At 71.2% G+C, this 16,114-nt stretch carries 15 protein-coding genes; 11 read left to right on the top strand and 4 right to left on the bottom strand.

The window, feature by feature from the left end; genetic code table 11:
• The first annotated feature begins 4 nt into the window (after positions 1 to 4).
• Positions 5 to 529: a P-loop nucleotide/nucleoside kinase family protein gene (locus AC4IHM_RS13855; protein ID WP_490867348.1), complete on the top strand. Its 525-nt coding sequence runs from the start codon at positions 5 to 7 to the stop codon at positions 527 to 529.
• A 237-nt stretch (positions 530 to 766) separates the two neighbouring features.
• Here the strand turns inward: AC4IHM_RS13855 and AC4IHM_RS13850 are convergent, their stop codons facing one another.
• Positions 767 to 1,393: a hypothetical protein gene (locus AC4IHM_RS13850; protein ID WP_490867347.1), complete on the bottom strand. Its 627-nt coding sequence runs from the start codon at positions 1,391 to 1,393 to the stop codon at positions 767 to 769.
• A gap of 306 nt (positions 1,394 to 1,699) precedes the next feature.
• Here AC4IHM_RS13850 and hemL point away from each other — a divergent pair, with 306 nt between their 5' ends.
• The 7 genes from hemL to ccsB all read left to right on the top strand — a co-directional run bounded on the left by hemL (position 1,700) and on the right by ccsB (position 9,611).
• On the top strand, positions 1,700 to 3,016 hold the full coding sequence (hemL, locus tag AC4IHM_RS13845; RefSeq protein WP_490867346.1) for a glutamate-1-semialdehyde 2,1-aminomutase: 1,317 nt from the start codon (positions 1,700 to 1,702) through the stop codon (positions 3,014 to 3,016).
• Positions 3,013 to 3,702 carry a histidine phosphatase family protein gene (locus AC4IHM_RS13840; protein ID WP_490867345.1) on the top strand — a complete coding sequence of 230 codons (690 nt, stop codon included), beginning with the start codon at positions 3,013 to 3,015 and terminating at the stop codon, positions 3,700 to 3,702. The genes hemL and AC4IHM_RS13840 overlap by 4 nt, the downstream gene beginning before the upstream one ends.
• 161 nt (positions 3,703 to 3,863) lie before the next feature.
• Positions 3,864 to 5,207 (top strand): polysaccharide deacetylase family protein, encoded by a 1,344-nt coding sequence (locus tag AC4IHM_RS13835; protein ID WP_490867344.1) that lies wholly within the window; start codon positions 3,864 to 3,866, stop codon positions 5,205 to 5,207.
• Between the two features lie 66 nt (positions 5,208 to 5,273).
• Positions 5,274 to 5,993, top strand: a complete 720-nt coding sequence (locus AC4IHM_RS13830) for a TlpA family protein disulfide reductase (RefSeq protein ID WP_490867343.1) — start codon at positions 5,274 to 5,276, stop codon at positions 5,991 to 5,993.
• Between the two features lies 1 nt (position 5,994).
• A complete protein-coding gene (locus AC4IHM_RS13825) occupies positions 5,995 to 6,765 on the top strand; it encodes a cytochrome c biogenesis CcdA family protein (RefSeq protein ID WP_490867342.1) in 771 nt (256 codons plus the stop codon).
• Positions 6,766 to 6,768: 3 nt separating this feature from the next.
• Complete coding sequence (gene resB / locus AC4IHM_RS13820; protein ID WP_490867341.1) at positions 6,769 to 8,487, top strand: cytochrome c biogenesis protein ResB; 1,719 nt, start codon at positions 6,769 to 6,771, stop codon at positions 8,485 to 8,487.
• A complete protein-coding gene (ccsB, locus tag AC4IHM_RS13815) occupies positions 8,484 to 9,611 on the top strand; it encodes a c-type cytochrome biogenesis protein CcsB (protein WP_490867340.1) in 1,128 nt (375 codons plus the stop codon). The genes resB and ccsB overlap by 4 nt, the downstream gene beginning before the upstream one ends.
• Before the next feature lie 6 nt (positions 9,612 to 9,617).
• On the opposite strand, the gene AC4IHM_RS13810 is transcribed toward ccsB, so the two are convergent.
• Both AC4IHM_RS13810 and AC4IHM_RS13805 read right to left on the bottom strand, forming a co-directional pair.
• A complete protein-coding gene (locus AC4IHM_RS13810; RefSeq protein WP_490867339.1) occupies positions 9,618 to 11,027 on the bottom strand; it encodes a condensation domain-containing protein in 1,410 nt (469 codons plus the stop codon).
• Positions 11,028 to 11,258: 231 nt separating this feature from the next.
• Positions 11,259 to 12,170 carry an alpha/beta fold hydrolase gene (locus tag AC4IHM_RS13805; RefSeq protein WP_490867338.1) on the bottom strand — a complete coding sequence of 304 codons (912 nt, stop codon included), beginning with the start codon at positions 12,168 to 12,170 and terminating at the stop codon, positions 11,259 to 11,261.
• Between the two features lie 247 nt (positions 12,171 to 12,417).
• On the opposite strand from AC4IHM_RS13805, the gene AC4IHM_RS13800 reads away from it, so the two are divergent.
• Positions 12,418 to 13,224 (top strand): LamG domain-containing protein, encoded by an 807-nt coding sequence (locus tag AC4IHM_RS13800; protein WP_490867337.1) that lies wholly within the window; start codon positions 12,418 to 12,420, stop codon positions 13,222 to 13,224.
• A 6-nt stretch (positions 13,225 to 13,230) separates the two neighbouring features.
• On the opposite strand, the gene AC4IHM_RS13795 is transcribed toward AC4IHM_RS13800, so the two are convergent.
• Complete coding sequence (locus AC4IHM_RS13795; protein WP_490867336.1) at positions 13,231 to 13,596, bottom strand: PLD nuclease N-terminal domain-containing protein; 366 nt, start codon at positions 13,594 to 13,596, stop codon at positions 13,231 to 13,233.
• Positions 13,597 to 13,686: 90 nt separating this feature from the next.
• Between AC4IHM_RS13795 and AC4IHM_RS13790 the strand changes: the two genes are divergently transcribed.
• Both AC4IHM_RS13790 and mqnP read left to right on the top strand, forming a co-directional pair.
• The gene (locus AC4IHM_RS13790) at positions 13,687 to 15,144 is read left to right on the top strand and encodes a menaquinone biosynthesis decarboxylase (protein WP_490867335.1); all 1,458 of its coding nucleotides are present in this window, start codon (positions 13,687 to 13,689) and stop codon (positions 15,142 to 15,144) included.
• Positions 15,141 to 16,046: a menaquinone biosynthesis prenyltransferase MqnP gene (gene mqnP, locus AC4IHM_RS13785; protein WP_490867334.1), complete on the top strand. Its 906-nt coding sequence runs from the start codon at positions 15,141 to 15,143 to the stop codon at positions 16,044 to 16,046. The genes AC4IHM_RS13790 and mqnP overlap by 4 nt, the downstream gene beginning before the upstream one ends.
• Positions 16,047 to 16,114: the final 68 nt, after the last annotated feature.

Below are 16,114 nucleotides of genomic sequence, written 5' to 3'. Positions count from 1 at the left end.
CCCCGTGCCCCTCGCCGTTCTCCTGACCGGGCTGACCGGTTCCGGGAAGACCACCGTTGCCCAAGCTCTCTCGGCGCACGGCTTCACCCGGCTCTCCGTCGACGAGGAAGTCCACCGTCTGCACGGCCGCTACGGCGTGGACTACCCCGAGCACACCTACTTCGAGCGTGAACGCCCCATCGTCGAGGCGATCCGGGCCTGCTTCATCAAGGAACTGCACGCCGGAAACGACGTGGTCCTCGACCACGGGCTCTGGAGTCGCGACGAACGCGACGCCTGGCGGGAAGCAGCCCGCCAGGCCGGCGGACACCCGCGGGTCGTCCACCTCCCGGCCGACCGCGACGTACTGCTCCAGCGCCTGGCCGAACGCAACCAGCGTGAGGACGCCAACGCCCTCACTGTCACCCCGGAGGCCCTCGACGACTTCTTCGCCCGCTTCGAAACCCCGGCCGAGGGTGAGGACGTCCTCGTCTACGGCGGAGATCCGGAGCAGCTGGCCACGACTTTGACGACCGATGGCGCGAGCTGAGGCTGCAGACCCTGAAGGGCCGGACGTACCCGCACCTGCTGCCGTCCGGCGATCCTCGCACCCGCAAGGCGGTCGACGTCACGGAAGCCGAGACGGAAGGCGGCCCACCCGGCGCCCAGGGCACATCAGCACTTCCAGCGAAACCAACGCGCCCTCAACCCTCCCCCGCGGCTCCCTCCGGCACGGAAAAGGGCGAGGCCCCAAGGCCCCGCCCGTGTCACCACCGAAACCCCAGACTCAGGGCCAAACAAGGCAATAAGGCTGATGCCCCGCCTCATGCAACCGATGGCTGAAGTCCTGCCACTCGTGCAGCAACTGGTACACATTGAACGCATCCCGAGGCCCGCCCCGGTCCGGGACCGTCGACCAGATGAAGGCTGCCGCGCCGACCGCCTCCTCGCCTATGCCGCGCAGCGGGTCGACGACGGTCATCGGGAGTTTCACGACCGCGTAGTCGGGGTGCAGGACGACCAGTTCCAGGGGCGGGACCTTGTGCAGGGGGACGCCCTCTATGCCGGTGAGGACCATGGCGGCCATGGTCTCCGGCTTGATCTTGGTGAACATGCCGTTCATCCCCAGCTCGTCACCGCCCAGTTCCTCGGGGCGCATCGAGATCGGGACGCGGGCCGCGGTCGCGCCGTCGGGCGCGCCGAAGTACTTGTAGGTCACCCCCACCCGACCACCATTCCTGCTCCCCGCCCCCAGCCGGTCGGCACGCCCGCCGAGCCCTTCGGGCTCTCCCGGTGTGCCGTGTCCCTGACGTGCTTCGGTCGCTTCCTCCGCCTCGCGTCGGTGCCTTCCCCGCCGGGCACGTCGAGGACCCAGGTCATCGGTCCCCTCGCCCAGTCCGCCACCGCGATGCATATCTCCACCCGACTGCTTTTCTAGGACGCGCGGCCCCCGCCGCGCAACCCGATCATCGTGTCAGTGACCTCCCCCACGGTCGCTCGCCGAAACGTGCGGTGAGACATATGTCCGCGGGACGCCTGCAGCCCGTGTCCGCGTGGTACGCGTGAGCTGCGTGGACGGCCTCCAGTCTGGCAGACCGCACGGCGATCGGGGCGGTTGTCTACCCTGATGAGGCCACCCTGGGCAACCAGAGGGCGAGCGGGACCCGAGCAGAGTCCGATACGTCGGAGAAGGTCGAGAAGGTCGGAGTAGTCGCAGGTCATGAGCGAACTGGAATATCCACACGAAGCACCGGCCTCGCAGGCTCTGTTCGACCGTGCGGCGGCCGTCACACCCGGCGGCGTGAACTCCCCGGTGCGGGCCTTCCGCGCCGTGGGCGGCACGCCCCGGTTCATGGTGTCGGGCGCCGGGCCCTTTCTGACGGACGCCGACGGGCGCGAGTACGTCGACCTGGTCTGCTCCTGGGGGCCCATGATCCTCGGGCACGCCCACCCCGAGGTGATCGCCGCCGTGCAGGACGCGGTCGCGCGCGGCACGTCCTTCGGCACGCCCGGCGAGGGCGAGGTCGCCCTCGCGGAGGCGATGGCCGAGCGGGTCGCCCCGCTGGAGCAGGTGCGGCTGGTCTCCAGCGGGACCGAGGCCACGATGTCGGCGATCCGGCTCGCCCGCGGGTTCACGCGGCGCACCAAGGTGATCAAGTTCGCCGGGTGTTACCACGGTCACGTCGACTCGCTGCTGGCCGCCGCCGGCTCCGGCGTCGCCACCTTCGCGCTGCCCGACACCCCCGGTGTCACCGGCGCCCAGGCGAGCGACACGATCGTGCTGCCGTACAACGACCTGGCGGCCGTGCACGCCGCCTTCGCCGCCCACCCCGGCGAGATCGCCTGCGTGATCACCGAGGCGTCCCCCGGCAACATGGGCGTCGTGCCGCCGCTGCCCGGGTTCAACCAGGGCCTCAAGGACGCCTGCGCCGCCGACGGCGCGCTGTTCGTCTCCGACGAGGTCATGACCGGCTTCCGCACCAGCCGCGCCGGTTGGTACGGGGTGGAAGGGGTCGTTCCCGACCTGATGACCTTCGGGAAGGTCATGGGCGGTGGGTTCCCCGCCGCCGCGTTCGGCGGGCGCGCCGACGTCATGGCGCACCTCGCCCCGGCCGGGCCCGTCTACCAGGCCGGCACCCTCTCCGGGAACCCGGTCGCCACCGCCGCCGGCCTCGCCCAGCTGCGGCTCCTCGACGACGCCGCGTACGAGACCCTCGACGCCGTGTCCGCGCGGATCCAGGGCCTGGTCACCGAGGCGCTCACCAAGGAGGGCGTCGCGCACACGGTGCAGAGCGCCTCCAACATGTTCTCCGTGTTCTTCACCGACCGGCCGGTCACCGACTACGACGGGGCGAGGGCCCAGGAGTCCTTCCGGTTCACCGCCTTCTTCCACTCGCTGCTCGCGAACGGCGTCTACCTGCCGCCGTCCTCCTTCGAGTCCTGGTTCGTGTCCACGGCCCACGACGAGCGGGCCGTCGAGCGCATCGCAGACGCCCTCCCGGCGGCGGCCCGCGCGGCGGCGGAGGCGACGGCATGAGCCACGAGAGCGACGAAGAGCTGACCGTCGTCCACGTCATGCGGCACGGCGAGGTGGACAACCCCACCGGCGTCCTCTACGGCCGGCTGCCCGGCTTCCACCTCTCCGAGCTGGGCCGGCGCATGGCCGACCGGGTCGCCGAGTACCTCGCCCCCCGTGACGTGACGTATGTCGTGGCCTCCCCGCTGGAGCGGGCGCAGGAGACGGCGGCACCGATCGCCAAGGCGCACGGGCTCGACCTCGCCACCGACGGGCGCCTCATCGAGGCGGAGAACGTCTTCCAGGGCAAGACCTTCGGCATGGGGGACGGCGCGCTGCGCCGGCCCGCCAACTGGAAGCACGTGGTCAACCCGTTCAAGCCGTCCTGGGGCGAGCCGTACGTCGACCAGGTCGTGCGGATGAAGGGCGCGCTGGACGCGGCCCGGGACCGGGCCCGCGGGCACGAGGCCGTGATGGTCAGCCACCAGCTGCCGATCTGGATCCTGCGGTCGTACGTCGAGCGGCGGCGGCTGTGGCACGACCCGCGCAACCGGCAGTGCACGCTGGCGTCCCTGACGACGTTCACGTACCGGGGCGACCGGATCGTCTCCGTCGGCTACAGCGAGCCCGCCCGCGACCTCGTGCCGGCCCACCTGCTCGCGGGGGCCCGGCCGGCCAAGGGGCAGGGCAAGGCGTACGGGGCCTGAGACGGCCGGGCGGCCGGTGCCCGCAGACGTACGGCCCGACGCCCGCCCGCCCCGATGTTTTGCGGTGCTCGTTACTTAATCCGCACAAATTTCCGGAACCCGCTCGTTCGTCGCGTCCTCTGACCCAGTGACCATCGAAGGACGCGACGAACGAGGTTGCGATGCGCACTTCCAACCGCACTCTCACCCGCAGGGGGATGCTCGGACTCGGCGCGGGTGCCGCGGCCGCAGCCGGGCTCGCGGGTTGCGGCACCGGCTCCCACCCGGCATCGGACGGCTCCCACACGTCGTCGGACGGCTCGCGGCAGGCCGGCGGTTCCACGAAGCCCTCGCCCTCCGGCGGCGGGCCCTCGGCCCGGCCCATCGGCGACGGCTCCACGGCGTACACCGGCAAGCAGCCGCACCAGCCGGACGCACCCGTGCCGCTGGAGCCCGGCCAGACCCCGCCGCAGTTCGTCGTCTTCTCCTGGGACGGGGCGGGGGAGGTCGGCAACGGGCTCTTCCCGCGCTTCCTCGACCTCGCCGAGGAGCACGGCGCGCACATGACCTTCTTCCTGTCGGGCCTGTACCTGCTGCCCGAGTCGAAGAAGCGCTGCTACGAACCGCCGAACAACCCGCGCGGCGCCTCCGACATCGGCTACCTCACCGACGCCCACATCAAGGACACCCTCCAGAACGTCCGCCGGGCCTGGCTGGCCGGCCATGAGATCGGCACCCACTTCAACGGGCACTTCTGCTCGGGCGGCGGCACGGTCGGCAACTGGACCCCGGCGCAGTGGCGCAGCGAGATCGACCAGGCGAAGTCCTTCGTGAAGGAGTGGCGGACCAACAGCGGCTGGACCGACCTGCCGTCCCTGCCCTTCGACTACGACAAGGAACTCGTCGGCGGCCGCACACCCTGTCTGCTCGGCCAGGACAACCTGCTGCCCACCGCCCGCGAGCTGGGCTGGCGCTACGACGCCTCCTCGCCCGGCGGCCGTCAGGTGTGGCCGGTGAAGAGGAACGGGATCTGGGACCTGCCGTTGCAGCAGATACCTTTCCCCGGACACTCCTTCGAGGTCCTCTCGATGGACTACAACATCCTCGCCAACCAGTCGGTCAACTCGACCAACGCCCCCGCCCACAACTACCCGGGCTGGCGCGAACAGGCCACCCAGGCGTACATATCCGGCTTCAAGCGGGCATACGAGTCGAACCGGGCGCCCTTCTTCATCGGCAACCACTTCGAGCAGTGGAACGGCGGCATCTACATGGACGCCGTCGAGGAGGCCCTCAAGCACATCGCGCGGGAGAAGGAGAAGGGCGAGGACATCCGGCTCGTCTCCTTCCGCCAGTTCACCGACTGGCTGGACGCGCAGAGGCCGCAGACGCTGGCCAGGCTCCAGACCGTCGAGGTGGGGCAGCGGCCGGCCGGCGGCTGGCACGCCTTCCTCAAGGAGACCGGCACGGACACCCCGGCGGACACTCCGACGGGCACCTCCACGGTCTCCGGAAATGCCGCCTGAAATGGGGGTTTCCGCCCGTGAGGGGGGCGCGCAAGATCCCCGGAACGGACATGCGAAACTTTTCACATGAGTGCCGCCAGCCGCGCCCCCCTGCGCTCGAACCGCTCGAACCGCTTTGACCACTCGAACCGCGCCAGCACCACCGCCCGCGCCCGTCGCCGTGGCGTCCTGGCCGCCGGCGCCGTCGCGGTCGCGCTGTTCGCCACCGCGTGCGGATCGGGCGGCACCTCGGGCGGCGGCGGCAACACCGGCTTCGTCACCGGCGCGGACGGCATCTCCACCGCCGACAAGGGCGCGCGGGCCGACGCCCCCGACCTGTCGGGCGAGACGGTCGACGGCGGACGGCTCGACGTCGGCGACTACAGGGGCAAGGTCGTCGTCCTCAACGTGTGGGGCTCGTGGTGTCCGCCCTGCCGTGCCGAGGCCAAGAACTTCGAGAAGGTCTACCAGGACGTCAAGGACCAGGGCGTCCAGTTCGTCGGCATCAACACCCGCGACACGTCCACCGGGCCGGCCCGCGCCTTCGAGGAGGAGTTCGGGGTCAGCTACCCGAGCCTGTACGACCCGACCGGCAAGCTGATGCTCCGCTTCGAGAAGGGCACGCTCAACCCGCAGGCCATCCCCTCCACGCTCGTCATCGACCGGGAGGGCAGGGTCGCCGCCCGCACCCTCCAGGCGCTGAGCGAGGAGAAGCTCCGCAAGATGCTGGCGCCGTACCTCACCGACGAGCCGGGCAAGCCGGGCGCGGCGGGCAAGCCGGGCGCGTCGGCCGGGCCGGAGAAGTGACGTGTCCGCAGTGACCACGCTCGCCGCGGAGGGCTACAACGGCACGGTGCTCAACGGCGCCCTGCTGGTGGCGCTGCCCGTCGCCCTGCTCGGCGGCCTCGTCTCCTTCTTCTCGCCCTGCGTCCTGCCGCTGGTCCCCGGATACCTGTCGTACGTGACCGGGGTCACCGGCACCGACCTCGGCGAGGCCCGGCGCGGCCGGATGGTCGCCGGCGCCTCCCTCTTCGTCCTCGGCTTCACCGTCGTCTTCGTCTCCAGCGGCGCGCTGTTCGGCTACTTCGGCGACACGCTCCAGGCCAACCGGGGCGTGCTGACCAAGGTGCTGGGCGTGTTCATGATCCTCATGGGTGTCTTCTTCATGGGCCTGATGCCCTGGCTCACCCAGCGCGAGTTCCGCTTCCACAAGAGGCCCGTGAACGGCCTGGCCGGCGCCCCCGTCCTGGGCGCCCTGTTCGGCATCGGCTGGACGCCCTGCATCGGCCCGACCCTCGCCTCCGTGCTGGCGCTCTCCGCCGACCAGGGCACCGCTGGCCGCGGCGCCGTACTGACCGTCGCCTACTGCCTCGGCCTCGGCGTCCCCTTCGTGCTCGCCGCCGTCGCCTTCCGCAAGGCACTCGGCGCCTTCGGCTGGGTCAAGCGCCACTACGTGTGGGTGATGCGCGTCGGCGGGGTCATGATGATCGCGACCGGCCTGCTGCTGCTGACCGGCGCCTGGGACAGCATCGTGCAGGACATGCAGACCTGGTCCAACGGCTTCACTGTAGGGATCTGACCGATGAGCAACACCACCACGGGCGAGACCCCGACGGCCGCCGAGGAGCGGGAACTGGGCGCCGCAGGCTCCCAGCTCTCCACCGCCCCCCGGGAAGAGCCGCCCAACCTCCCCGCCCTCGGCGTCATCGGCTGGACCCGCTGGTTCTGGCGGCAGCTCACCTCGATGCGGGTGGCGCTGCTGCTGCTCCTGCTGCTGTCGCTGGGCGCGATCCCCGGCTCGCTGATCCCGCAGAGCGGTGTCGACGAGACGAAGGTCGAGGAGTTCCGCGCCGGCCACGAGGTCCTCGGGCCGCTCTACGACAAGCTCGGCCTCTTCCACGTCTACAGCTCGGTGTGGTTCTCCGCCGTCTACATCCTGCTGTTCGTCTCGCTCATCGGCTGCATCGTCCCGCGCACCTGGCAGTTCGTCGGCCAACTGCGCGGCCGTCCGCCCGGCGCACCGCGGCGCCTGAACCGGCTGCCCGCCCACACCACCTGGCGGACCGGGGCCGAGCCCGAGCAGGTCCGCGAGGCCGCGCTCGCCCTGCTGCGCAAGCGCCGCTTCCGCGCCCATGTCGTCGGTGACGCCGTGGCCGCCGAGAAGGGCTATCTGCGCGAGGCCGGCAACCTGGCCTTCCACATCGCGCTGATCGTGATGCTGACCTCGTTCGCCTGGGGCCAGCTGTTCAAGTACGAGGGCAACAAGCTGATCCTGGAGGGCGACGGCTTCTCCAACACGCTCACCCAGTACGACGACTTCAAGTCCGGCAACCTCTTCGACCCGGACCACGACCTGGCCCCCTTCAGCTTCACCCTGAAGGACTTCCACGGCACCTACGAGGCGACCGGCCCCAACCGCGGCACCCCGCGCGTCTACGAGGCCGAGGTCGCCTACAGCGAGGGCGCCTACGGCACCGAGCGGACGAAGACCATCAAGGTCAACAAGCCGCTGGAGATCGACGGTTCGAAGGTCTACCTCGTCAGCCACGGCTACGCGCCGATCCTCACCGTCAAGGACGCCCGGGGCAAGGTCGTCATGGACCACGAGGCGACCGCCCTGCTGCCGCTGGACTCCAACGTCACCTCGTCCGGCGCCGTCATGGTCCGCGACGGCTACCGCAACGCCGCGGGCGAGAAGGAACAGCTCGGCTTCAACGCCTTCTTCCTGCCGGCCTACGGCGGCGAGGGCAGCACGATGCTGTCGACCTTCCCCGCGTTGCTGAACCCGATGCTCGCGCTCTCCGCCTACCACGGCGACCTCGGCGTGGACGCGGGCTTCGCCAAGAGCATCTACCAGCTCGACAGGACCAACCTGAAGGAGTTCAAGGACTCCGACGGCGAGCTGTTCAAGAAGCAGCTCAAGGTCGGCGAGACCATGACGCTCCCGAACGGCGCCGGCACGGTCACCTTCGACGGCATCAAGGAGTGGGCCGGCTTCCAGGTCACCGAGCAGCCCGCAAGCGGCTGGGCGCTGGCCGGCGCCGTCGCCGCCGTCCTCGGCCTGGCCGGCTCCCTGTTCATCCAGCGCCGCCGCGTCTGGGTGCGGGCCGTCGAGGGCGAGGACGGGGTCACGGTCGTCGAGATGGCCGGCCTCGGGCGCAGCGAGTCCGCGAAGGTCCCCGAAGAACTCGGCGACCTCGCCGGGATCCTGTACGAGCAGGCGCCCGACGCGCCGAAGAACGACGACACCCCCGATTCCCCCGACACCCACGTCGTACCTGCCGAAGGGTCTGAGAAGTGACTCTCGCCGCCGCAACCGATCTGGCCGCCGCGACCAACGAGCATCTCGCGAATCTCAGCAACACGCTGATCTACTCCGCGATGGCCGTGTACACCCTGGCGTTCTTCGCCTACATCGCCGAGTGGCTCTTCGGCAGCCGCAGCAAGGTGGGCCGCACCGCGGCCGCGCTCACCGCGGGCGGCGGGGCGAGGTCCGGGCCTGCGGTCACCGTGAACAAGGCCGGCGCCACCGCCGTACTGGAGCGGCCGAAGGTCGTCGTGCGCGCGGCCTCCGGCTCCCGCGACGTGCCGGACGGTCCCGGCGCGCACGGCGGCACCGTGCAGGGGGACCTGTACGGGCGGATCGCCATCTCGCTCACCGTGCTCGCCTTCGCCATCGAGGCGGGCGGTGTGCTCGCCCGCGCCCTGTCGGTGAAGCGGGCGCCGTGGGGCAACATGTACGAGTTCAACCTCACGTTCACGACGGTCGCCGTCGGCGTGTACCTGGTGCTGCTGGCGCTGCGGAAGAACGTCCGCTGGCTCGGGCTCCCCCTGATCACCACGGTCCTGCTCGACCTCGGCCTCGCCGTCACGGTCCTGTACACGGCCAGCGACCAGTTGGTACCGGCCCTGCACTCGTACTGGCTGTACATCCACGTCTCCACCGCGATCTTCTGCGGCGCGGTGTTCTACGTCGGCGCGGTCGCCGCGGTCCTGTACCTGTTCAAGGACAGCTTCGAGAACAAGCTCGCGAGCGGCGGCAGGCCCGGCCGCTTCGCCAACTCGGTCCTGGACCGGCTGCCCGCGGCCGCCTCCCTCGACAAGTTCGCCTACCGGGTCAACGCCGCCGTCTTCCCGCTGTGGACGTTCACGATCATCGCGGGCGCGATCTGGGCGGGCGACGCCTGGGGCCGCTACTGGGGCTGGGACCCCAAGGAGACCTGGTCCTTCATCACCTGGGTCGCCTACGCCGGCTATCTGCACGCCCGCGCCACCGCCGGCTGGAAGGGCCGCAGGGCCGCCTACCTGGCACTGGCCGCCTTCGGATGCTGGCTGTTCAACTACTACGGCGTCAACATCTTCATCTCCGGCAAGCACTCCTACGCGGACGTGGGCCTGGGCGTCCTGCGGTCGGTCGGTTTCTGAGGGGGGTCAACCGGCCGCGGAGTCCGGGCGGGCGACGCTCGTGACGATGTCCCGCAGCCGCTCGACGTACAGCCGCAGGTTCTTGTGCGCGACGTCCGTGTCCGGGTAGCGGCTCGCGAACCACAGGCCCTCCGGGAGCCGGGTGACCCACGCGCACACCTGGTCGCCGTACGACACCCGGAGCATGGCGTACGCCCTCTGGTCCGGCCACTGCCCGGAGCCGGGTACGCCGCGGGCGTCGACGTAGGACACGATCGAGTACAGGTCGGGCGAGTCGGGGCGGAAGTCCGTGCCGAGCAGGCGCAGCACCCGGTCGATCGGCATGCGGGACAGCCGCCGGTTGGCCTGGAGTTCGGCGCGCACGGTGCGCAGGGCGCCCGGGAAGTCGTGGGCGCCGCTCACCGGCACCTCAAGGGGCGCGCCGCCCACGTACCAGCCCACGGACTCCGACCACTGGGACCGCGACCTGGTGTGGAACGGCACGACCGTACGGTAGACGGGCTCCCCGCCGATCTCGTGGACGATGAGCGCGGTGGCGGCCAGGACGCCGACCAGGCTGCCGCCGTAGGGACGGCAGTACGCCTCGAAGGCGGCGGCGTCGGCCGCGTCCACCAGCGGCTCGCGCAGCAGCCGTTGCTCGGGCAGCGGGCCGCCGCGCTCGACGCCGAGGTCGACCGGGAAGGTGGGCAGCCGGCCGTCGCACCGCCGGATGAACTCCCGCCACCGGGCCACGATGTCGTGGGCGCCGTCGATCCGGTCCGCGTCCGCGCGCTCGGCCTCGCAGAAGTCGACGTAGCTGCCCACCCGGGGCCCCTCGACGGTCCGGCCCTCGATCCCGGCGGTGTACAGCTCGCCGATCTCGGCGGGGATGCGGTAGATGGAGTACGCGTCGACGTTGCTGTGGTCGAAGGCCATGTAGACGCTGACGCCGTCGTCGCGGACGACCGCCGTGTAGATCAGGTTGGGCCAGCGCAGCGCGTCCGCGACGCTGTCGAAGCGGTTCTGCAGATGGCGGGCCAGATCGGCCGCGTCCGGGAAGTCGCCCACGTCCTCGCGCTGGAGGGCCACCGAGTCCGCGTCCAGGGTGAACCGGCGCATGGTGTCACCGCTCTCGCCGCTCCAGCGGAAGCCGCTGCGCAGCGTCTCGTGCCGCAACGTCCAGGCACGCAGCGCCTCCTGGAGCACGTCGAGGTCGACCCGGCCCGGGATGTCGAAGGCCGCGCCGAGCCAGGTCGGCACGAACAGCCCGCTCTCGCGGACCGACCGGGCCGTCCGGATGTGCGACTCCTGGATGTACGCCGGAGGCCGCGCGTCCTCGGGCAGCGCCGCCGCGATGTCGAGGGTCCGGGGACTGAGCGTCCATTCGACGAGGCGTCCGGGCCGGATCTCGCAGCGTTGGATGTCGGTCATTCGCACGAGGGGGGTCTCCGTTCGCAGATGTAGCAGACCCGACCAAGGGAATGCCGTGTCCGCGACCGCGCACCTGGTGTGTCGGCACGGTTCAACGGAACGGATGGCCTCTCGAACGCCGATACGCACCACTGCGGCGCCCGCCGGCCCGGTCGGACGGCCCGGATCCGGAACGACGGCGAAGGCCCCGGGCCGCGGCGGGGGAAGCCGCGGCCCGGAGCCGGTTCGTGGGGTCGGTCAGTGCCGGTGGGTGACGCGGGCGGTGACCTTCCGGACGGCGTCGAGGGCGAGGTCGGGGCGGTCGACGTGGATGTAGTGGCCGCTGCCGGGGGCGGTGGCGAGCGTGCTGCGGTGGGACAGCGCGCGCCACTTCCGCTGGCCCTCGGTCCACATCCGCTCCAGGGCGGGGCCGTACTCGGGGACCTCGGCGTACTGGGACTCGTGCTTGAGGATCTCCACGGGGATGTTCCCCGCGGAGCGGACCCTGCCGTCGGCGATGACGAACTGCTCAGGGTTCTGGCCCTGGTTGACCGCGATCGCCCCGTCGCGCAGCTCGGCCGCCATACCGGTGGCGGACGCGGGGACCGCCTTGGAGATGCCGGCGGTCAGCGTCGGGACGGTGGCGTCCAGCAGGACCAGGCCCTTGATCCGGTCCCGGTGGTCGGGGGCGTACCGGGCGGCGATGTAACCGCCCAGGGAGTGGCCGGCCAGGACCACGGGGCGGTCACCGGCGAGGCGGTCGAGGACGGAGGTGAGGATCCTGCCGCTGTCGTCGACGGTCTGGAGGCCCTCGGGCGCGTCGCTCGCGCCCTCGCCGAGCCGGTCGTAGGAGCAGACCCGGGACTTCTCGCTCAGGGACTTCTGGAGCGGGGCCATGTTGTCCAGGCCCTCGCCGCCGCCGGCCATCAGCATGACGAGCGGGCCGGGTGCCGAGGCGCGGCCGGAACAGGAGACGTTGACCGAGTGGCCGTCGACCCGGATCTTCTTCGTGCCGGTGAACGGGTCGCCCAGGGAGGCGCCCACGGCCGTGACCGAGTCCGTCGGGCCGGAACCCGTCCTGGCGTACTCCTCGTTGAGGACGAGTCCCGCGCCGGCCACGGTGCAGACGACGGCGGCGACGGCCGTCGCCTTGACGAGGGTGCGGAACATGAGGGCCTCCAGAAGGCGTGGGTGGGCTGAGGCGCGGAGTCTCGGGGGCTTTCCCGCCGGTGCTGCCGCCCGGCGACTGATGAGAACTCTAGGGACGCCGCGGCTCCGGATCGTCACCCCGTGGTGGACACCCGCCCGTAGCTCGCCGGAGGGACGGACGGAGCCTCAACACCGGTGCGCGGCTGCCCATATGCTTGGCCCGCCCGTACGGAGAGAGCGGGCGGGGAGCGCACACCGGGAGGCAGCTGTGTCAGCGACGGAGCCGGACGGTGCCCCGGACGACAGCGGCCGGCGGGCCTTCCTGCTCTCCGGCGCCGGCGCGGTCGTCGCACTCGGTGTCGAGACGGGGTTCCTCCTCACCCGGTCGGCCGCCCCGAGGGAGCCGCGCGCCACGCCCGCGGCGGCGCCCGCGCCCACGGCCCCGCGAGGCACCCCGCTGCCTCCGGAGCCCCCGCGGCCCGTCGGGCACTGGCCGCTCGACGAGACGGAGGGTGAGACCGCCCGGGACACCGTCGGCGGCAACGACGGCACCGCGACCGGCGTCGCCTGGCACGGCGGCGCGGACGGGGCCGCCTTCGACGGGGCCGGCAGCCGGATAGTGACCCTGGGACCGGTGCTGGCGACCGAGGCCGGCCGGAGCTTCACCGTCGCGGCCTGGGTCCGCCCGGCCGTCCTGCCCGGCGCCTTCGCCACCGCGGTCAGCCAGGAGGGGGAGTCGGTCAGCGGCTTCTACCTCCAGTACGCCGCCACCGAGAGGCGCTGGGCCTTCGCCCGCCCCGACCTGCGCGCCGTCGGCCGCACCGAGCCCGCCGCGAACGCCTGGACCCACCTGGCCGGCGTCTGCGACGGCCAGGCCCGCAGACTGCGCCTCTACGTCGACGGCGTACGGGAGGCCGACGTTGAGGACACCAACCCCACCCCCGCCGGCGGCCCCCTCATGATCGGCCGGGCGACCTACGGCGGCGAGCCCCGGGACTTCTTCCCCGGCGACATCAGGGACGTACGGGCCTTCGACCGGGCCCTGGACGAAGCCGGGATCAGAATGCTGACGTGAGGCCGGTCAGGCTCCGCCGCGCCCGCCCCCGGGCTGGTCGTCCCCGTCCTTCTCGCCGTCGGGACTGCGGTCCCGCCGGTCCTCCTCGCCCTGGTCCCCGTCCTTGCCGAGGGACTTCAGGAAGTCGGGATTGTCGTCCGGCGCGACCCACTGCCGCCGTCCGCCGCCCTGCCAGGGGGCCGCGCCGACCGCCGCCCGCTTCTTGCCGGCGATGATCCAGGAGATCGATCCGACCAGCGGAAAGAGCAGCACGAGGATCGCCCACAGCGGCTTGGGCATATGGCGGATGTCGGCGTCCTTCGTGCTGATGCAGTCGATGAACGCGTAGACGCTCAACGCCAGTGGCACGAGGAACATCAGCACCCGGAGCATGGGGCCTCTTCTCCAGCGGAAGCGGGGGTGGGGACGCGTCACGGCCCCCAGGTACAGGGCCAGGGTAGCCGCTCGGGGATACTGGACGGCATGGCTTACGACGATCTTCGCTCGCTGCTCAGGGCACTGGAGCGCGAGGGCGACCTCAAGCGCATCAAGGCCGAGGTGGATCCGCACCTGGAGGTCGGGGAGATCGTCGACCGGGTGAACAAGAGCGGCGGCCCCGCGCTGCTGTTCGAGAACGTGAAGGGCTCCGACCTGCCCCTCGCGATGAACGTCTTCGGCACCGACCGCCGCCTGCTCAAGGCCCTCGGCCTGAAGTCGTACGACGACATCTCCGACAGGATCGGCGGACTGCTGCGGCCCGAACTGCCGCAGGGCTTCGTCGGATTGCGCGAGGCCTTCGGCAAGCTCGGCGCGATGACGCACGTACCGCCGAAGAAGGTGAAGTCCGACAGCGCGCCCGTCCAGGAGGTCGTCCTGCGCGGCGACGACGTGGACCTGGACCGGCTCCCCGCGCTCTTCACCTGGCCGCACGACGGCGGCTCCTTCTTCAACCTGGGCCTCACCCACACCAAGGACCCGGAGACGGGCATTCGCAACCTGGGCCTGTACCGGCTCCAGCGCCACGACCGGCGCACCATCGGCATGCACTGGCAGATCCACAAGGACAGCCGCAACCACTACCAGGTCGCCGCCCGGCGTGGCGAGCGCCTGCCGGTCGCGATCGCCTTCGGCTGCCCGCCCGCGGTGACCTACGCCTCCACCGCGCCGCTGCCCGGCGACATCGACGAGTACCTGTTCGCCGGGTTCGTGCAGGGCAGGCGGATCGAGATGGTCGACTGCAAGACGGTCCCGCTCCAGGTGCCCGCGCAGGCCGAGGTCGTCGTCGAGGGCTGGCTGGAGCCCGGCGAGCTGCTCCCCGAGGGCCCCTTCGGCGACCACACCGGTTTCTACACACCGCAGGAGCCCTTCCCGGCCCTGAAGATCGACTGCGTGACGATGCGCAGGCGCCCGCTGCTCCAGTCCATCGTGGTCGGCCGCCCCCCGACCGAGGACGGCCCGCTGGCCCGCGCGACGGAGCGCTTCTTCCTGCCCCTGCTCAAGATCATCGTCCCGGACATCGTGGACTACCACCTCCCCGAGGCGGGCGGCTTCCACAACTGCGCGATCGTCTCGATCGACAAGAAGTACCCCAAGCACGCGCAGAAGGTGATGCACGCCGTCTGGGGCGCGCACATGATGTCCCTGACCAAGCTCATCGTGGTCGTCGACGCCGACTGCGACGTCCACGACCTGCACGAGGTCGCCTGGCGCGCGCTCGGCAACACCGACTACGCCCGCGACCTGACCGTCGTGGAAGGCCCGGTCGACCACCTCGACCACGCCTCCTACCAGCAGTTCTGGGGAGGCAAGGCGGGCATCGACGCGACGCGGAAACTGCCCGAGGAGGGGTATACGCGCGACGGGGGCTGGCCGGACATGGTGCTGTCCGACCCCGAGACGGCGGCGAAGGTCGACCGCCGCTGGAAGGAGTACGGACTGTGACGTCGGCTTCCGCCGCCCTGCCGCAGCAGCCGGGGCGCACCAGGGCGTTTCTGCGCCTGGTGATGATCGAGCACTCGGTCTTCGCGCTGCCCTTCGCCTACATCGCCGCGCTGACCGCGATGTACGAGTGGGACGAGAACATCCACTGGGGCCGGCTGCTCCTGGTCACCGTCGCCATGGTCGGCCTGCGGACCTTCGCGATGGCCGTCAACCGGATCATCGACCGCGAGATCGACGCCCGCAACCCCCGCACCGCCCACCGCGAGCTGGTCACCGGCGCCATGTCGGTCCGGCACGCCTGGACCGGCGCGGTGGTCGCCCTCGTCGTCTTCCTCGGCGCGGCGGCCCTGCTCAACCCGCTCTGCCTCGCCCTCGCCCCCGTCGCGGTGATCCCGATGGTGGTCTACCCCTACGGCAAGCGGTTCACGAACTTCCCGCAGGCCATCCTGGGGCTCGCCCAGGCGATGGGGCCGATCGGCGGCTGGCTGGCGATCACCGGAAGCTGGTCCTGGGACGCGGTGATCCTCGGCCTCGCGGTCGGCATCTGGATCGGCGGCTTCGACCTGATCTACGCCTGCCAGGACGTGGAGACCGACCGCGAGGTCGGCGTCAAGTCCGTCCCGGCCCGCTTCGGCGTCCCGGCCGCGGTCCGGGGCGCCCGCGCCTGCCACACGATCACCACGGCCCTGTTCGTCTGGTACGCCGTGGCCACCGGCGCCGGCGCCTTCTTCTGGCTCGGCCTGCTGATCGTCGCGGGCGCCTTCGCCTACGAGCACACCATCGTCCGCCCCCACGACCTGACCCGCCTGAACAGGGCGTTCTTCTCGGTCAACGGCTTCATCGGGATCAGCCTGTTCGTCTGCGCGCTGATCGATCTGCTGGTGCGGGGGCTCACGGTCTAGCTCCTTCGGGTGATATCGGCGGATTCGCGGTGCCCGCCCGCCGGAGGCTCGGACGTTGACCGGGCCTT

This window comes from Streptomyces sp. SL06 (assembly GCF_058244745.1).
The sequence above is the reverse complement of the archived record's forward strand: the minus strand, read 5'-3'. Positions and strand labels throughout refer to the sequence as shown.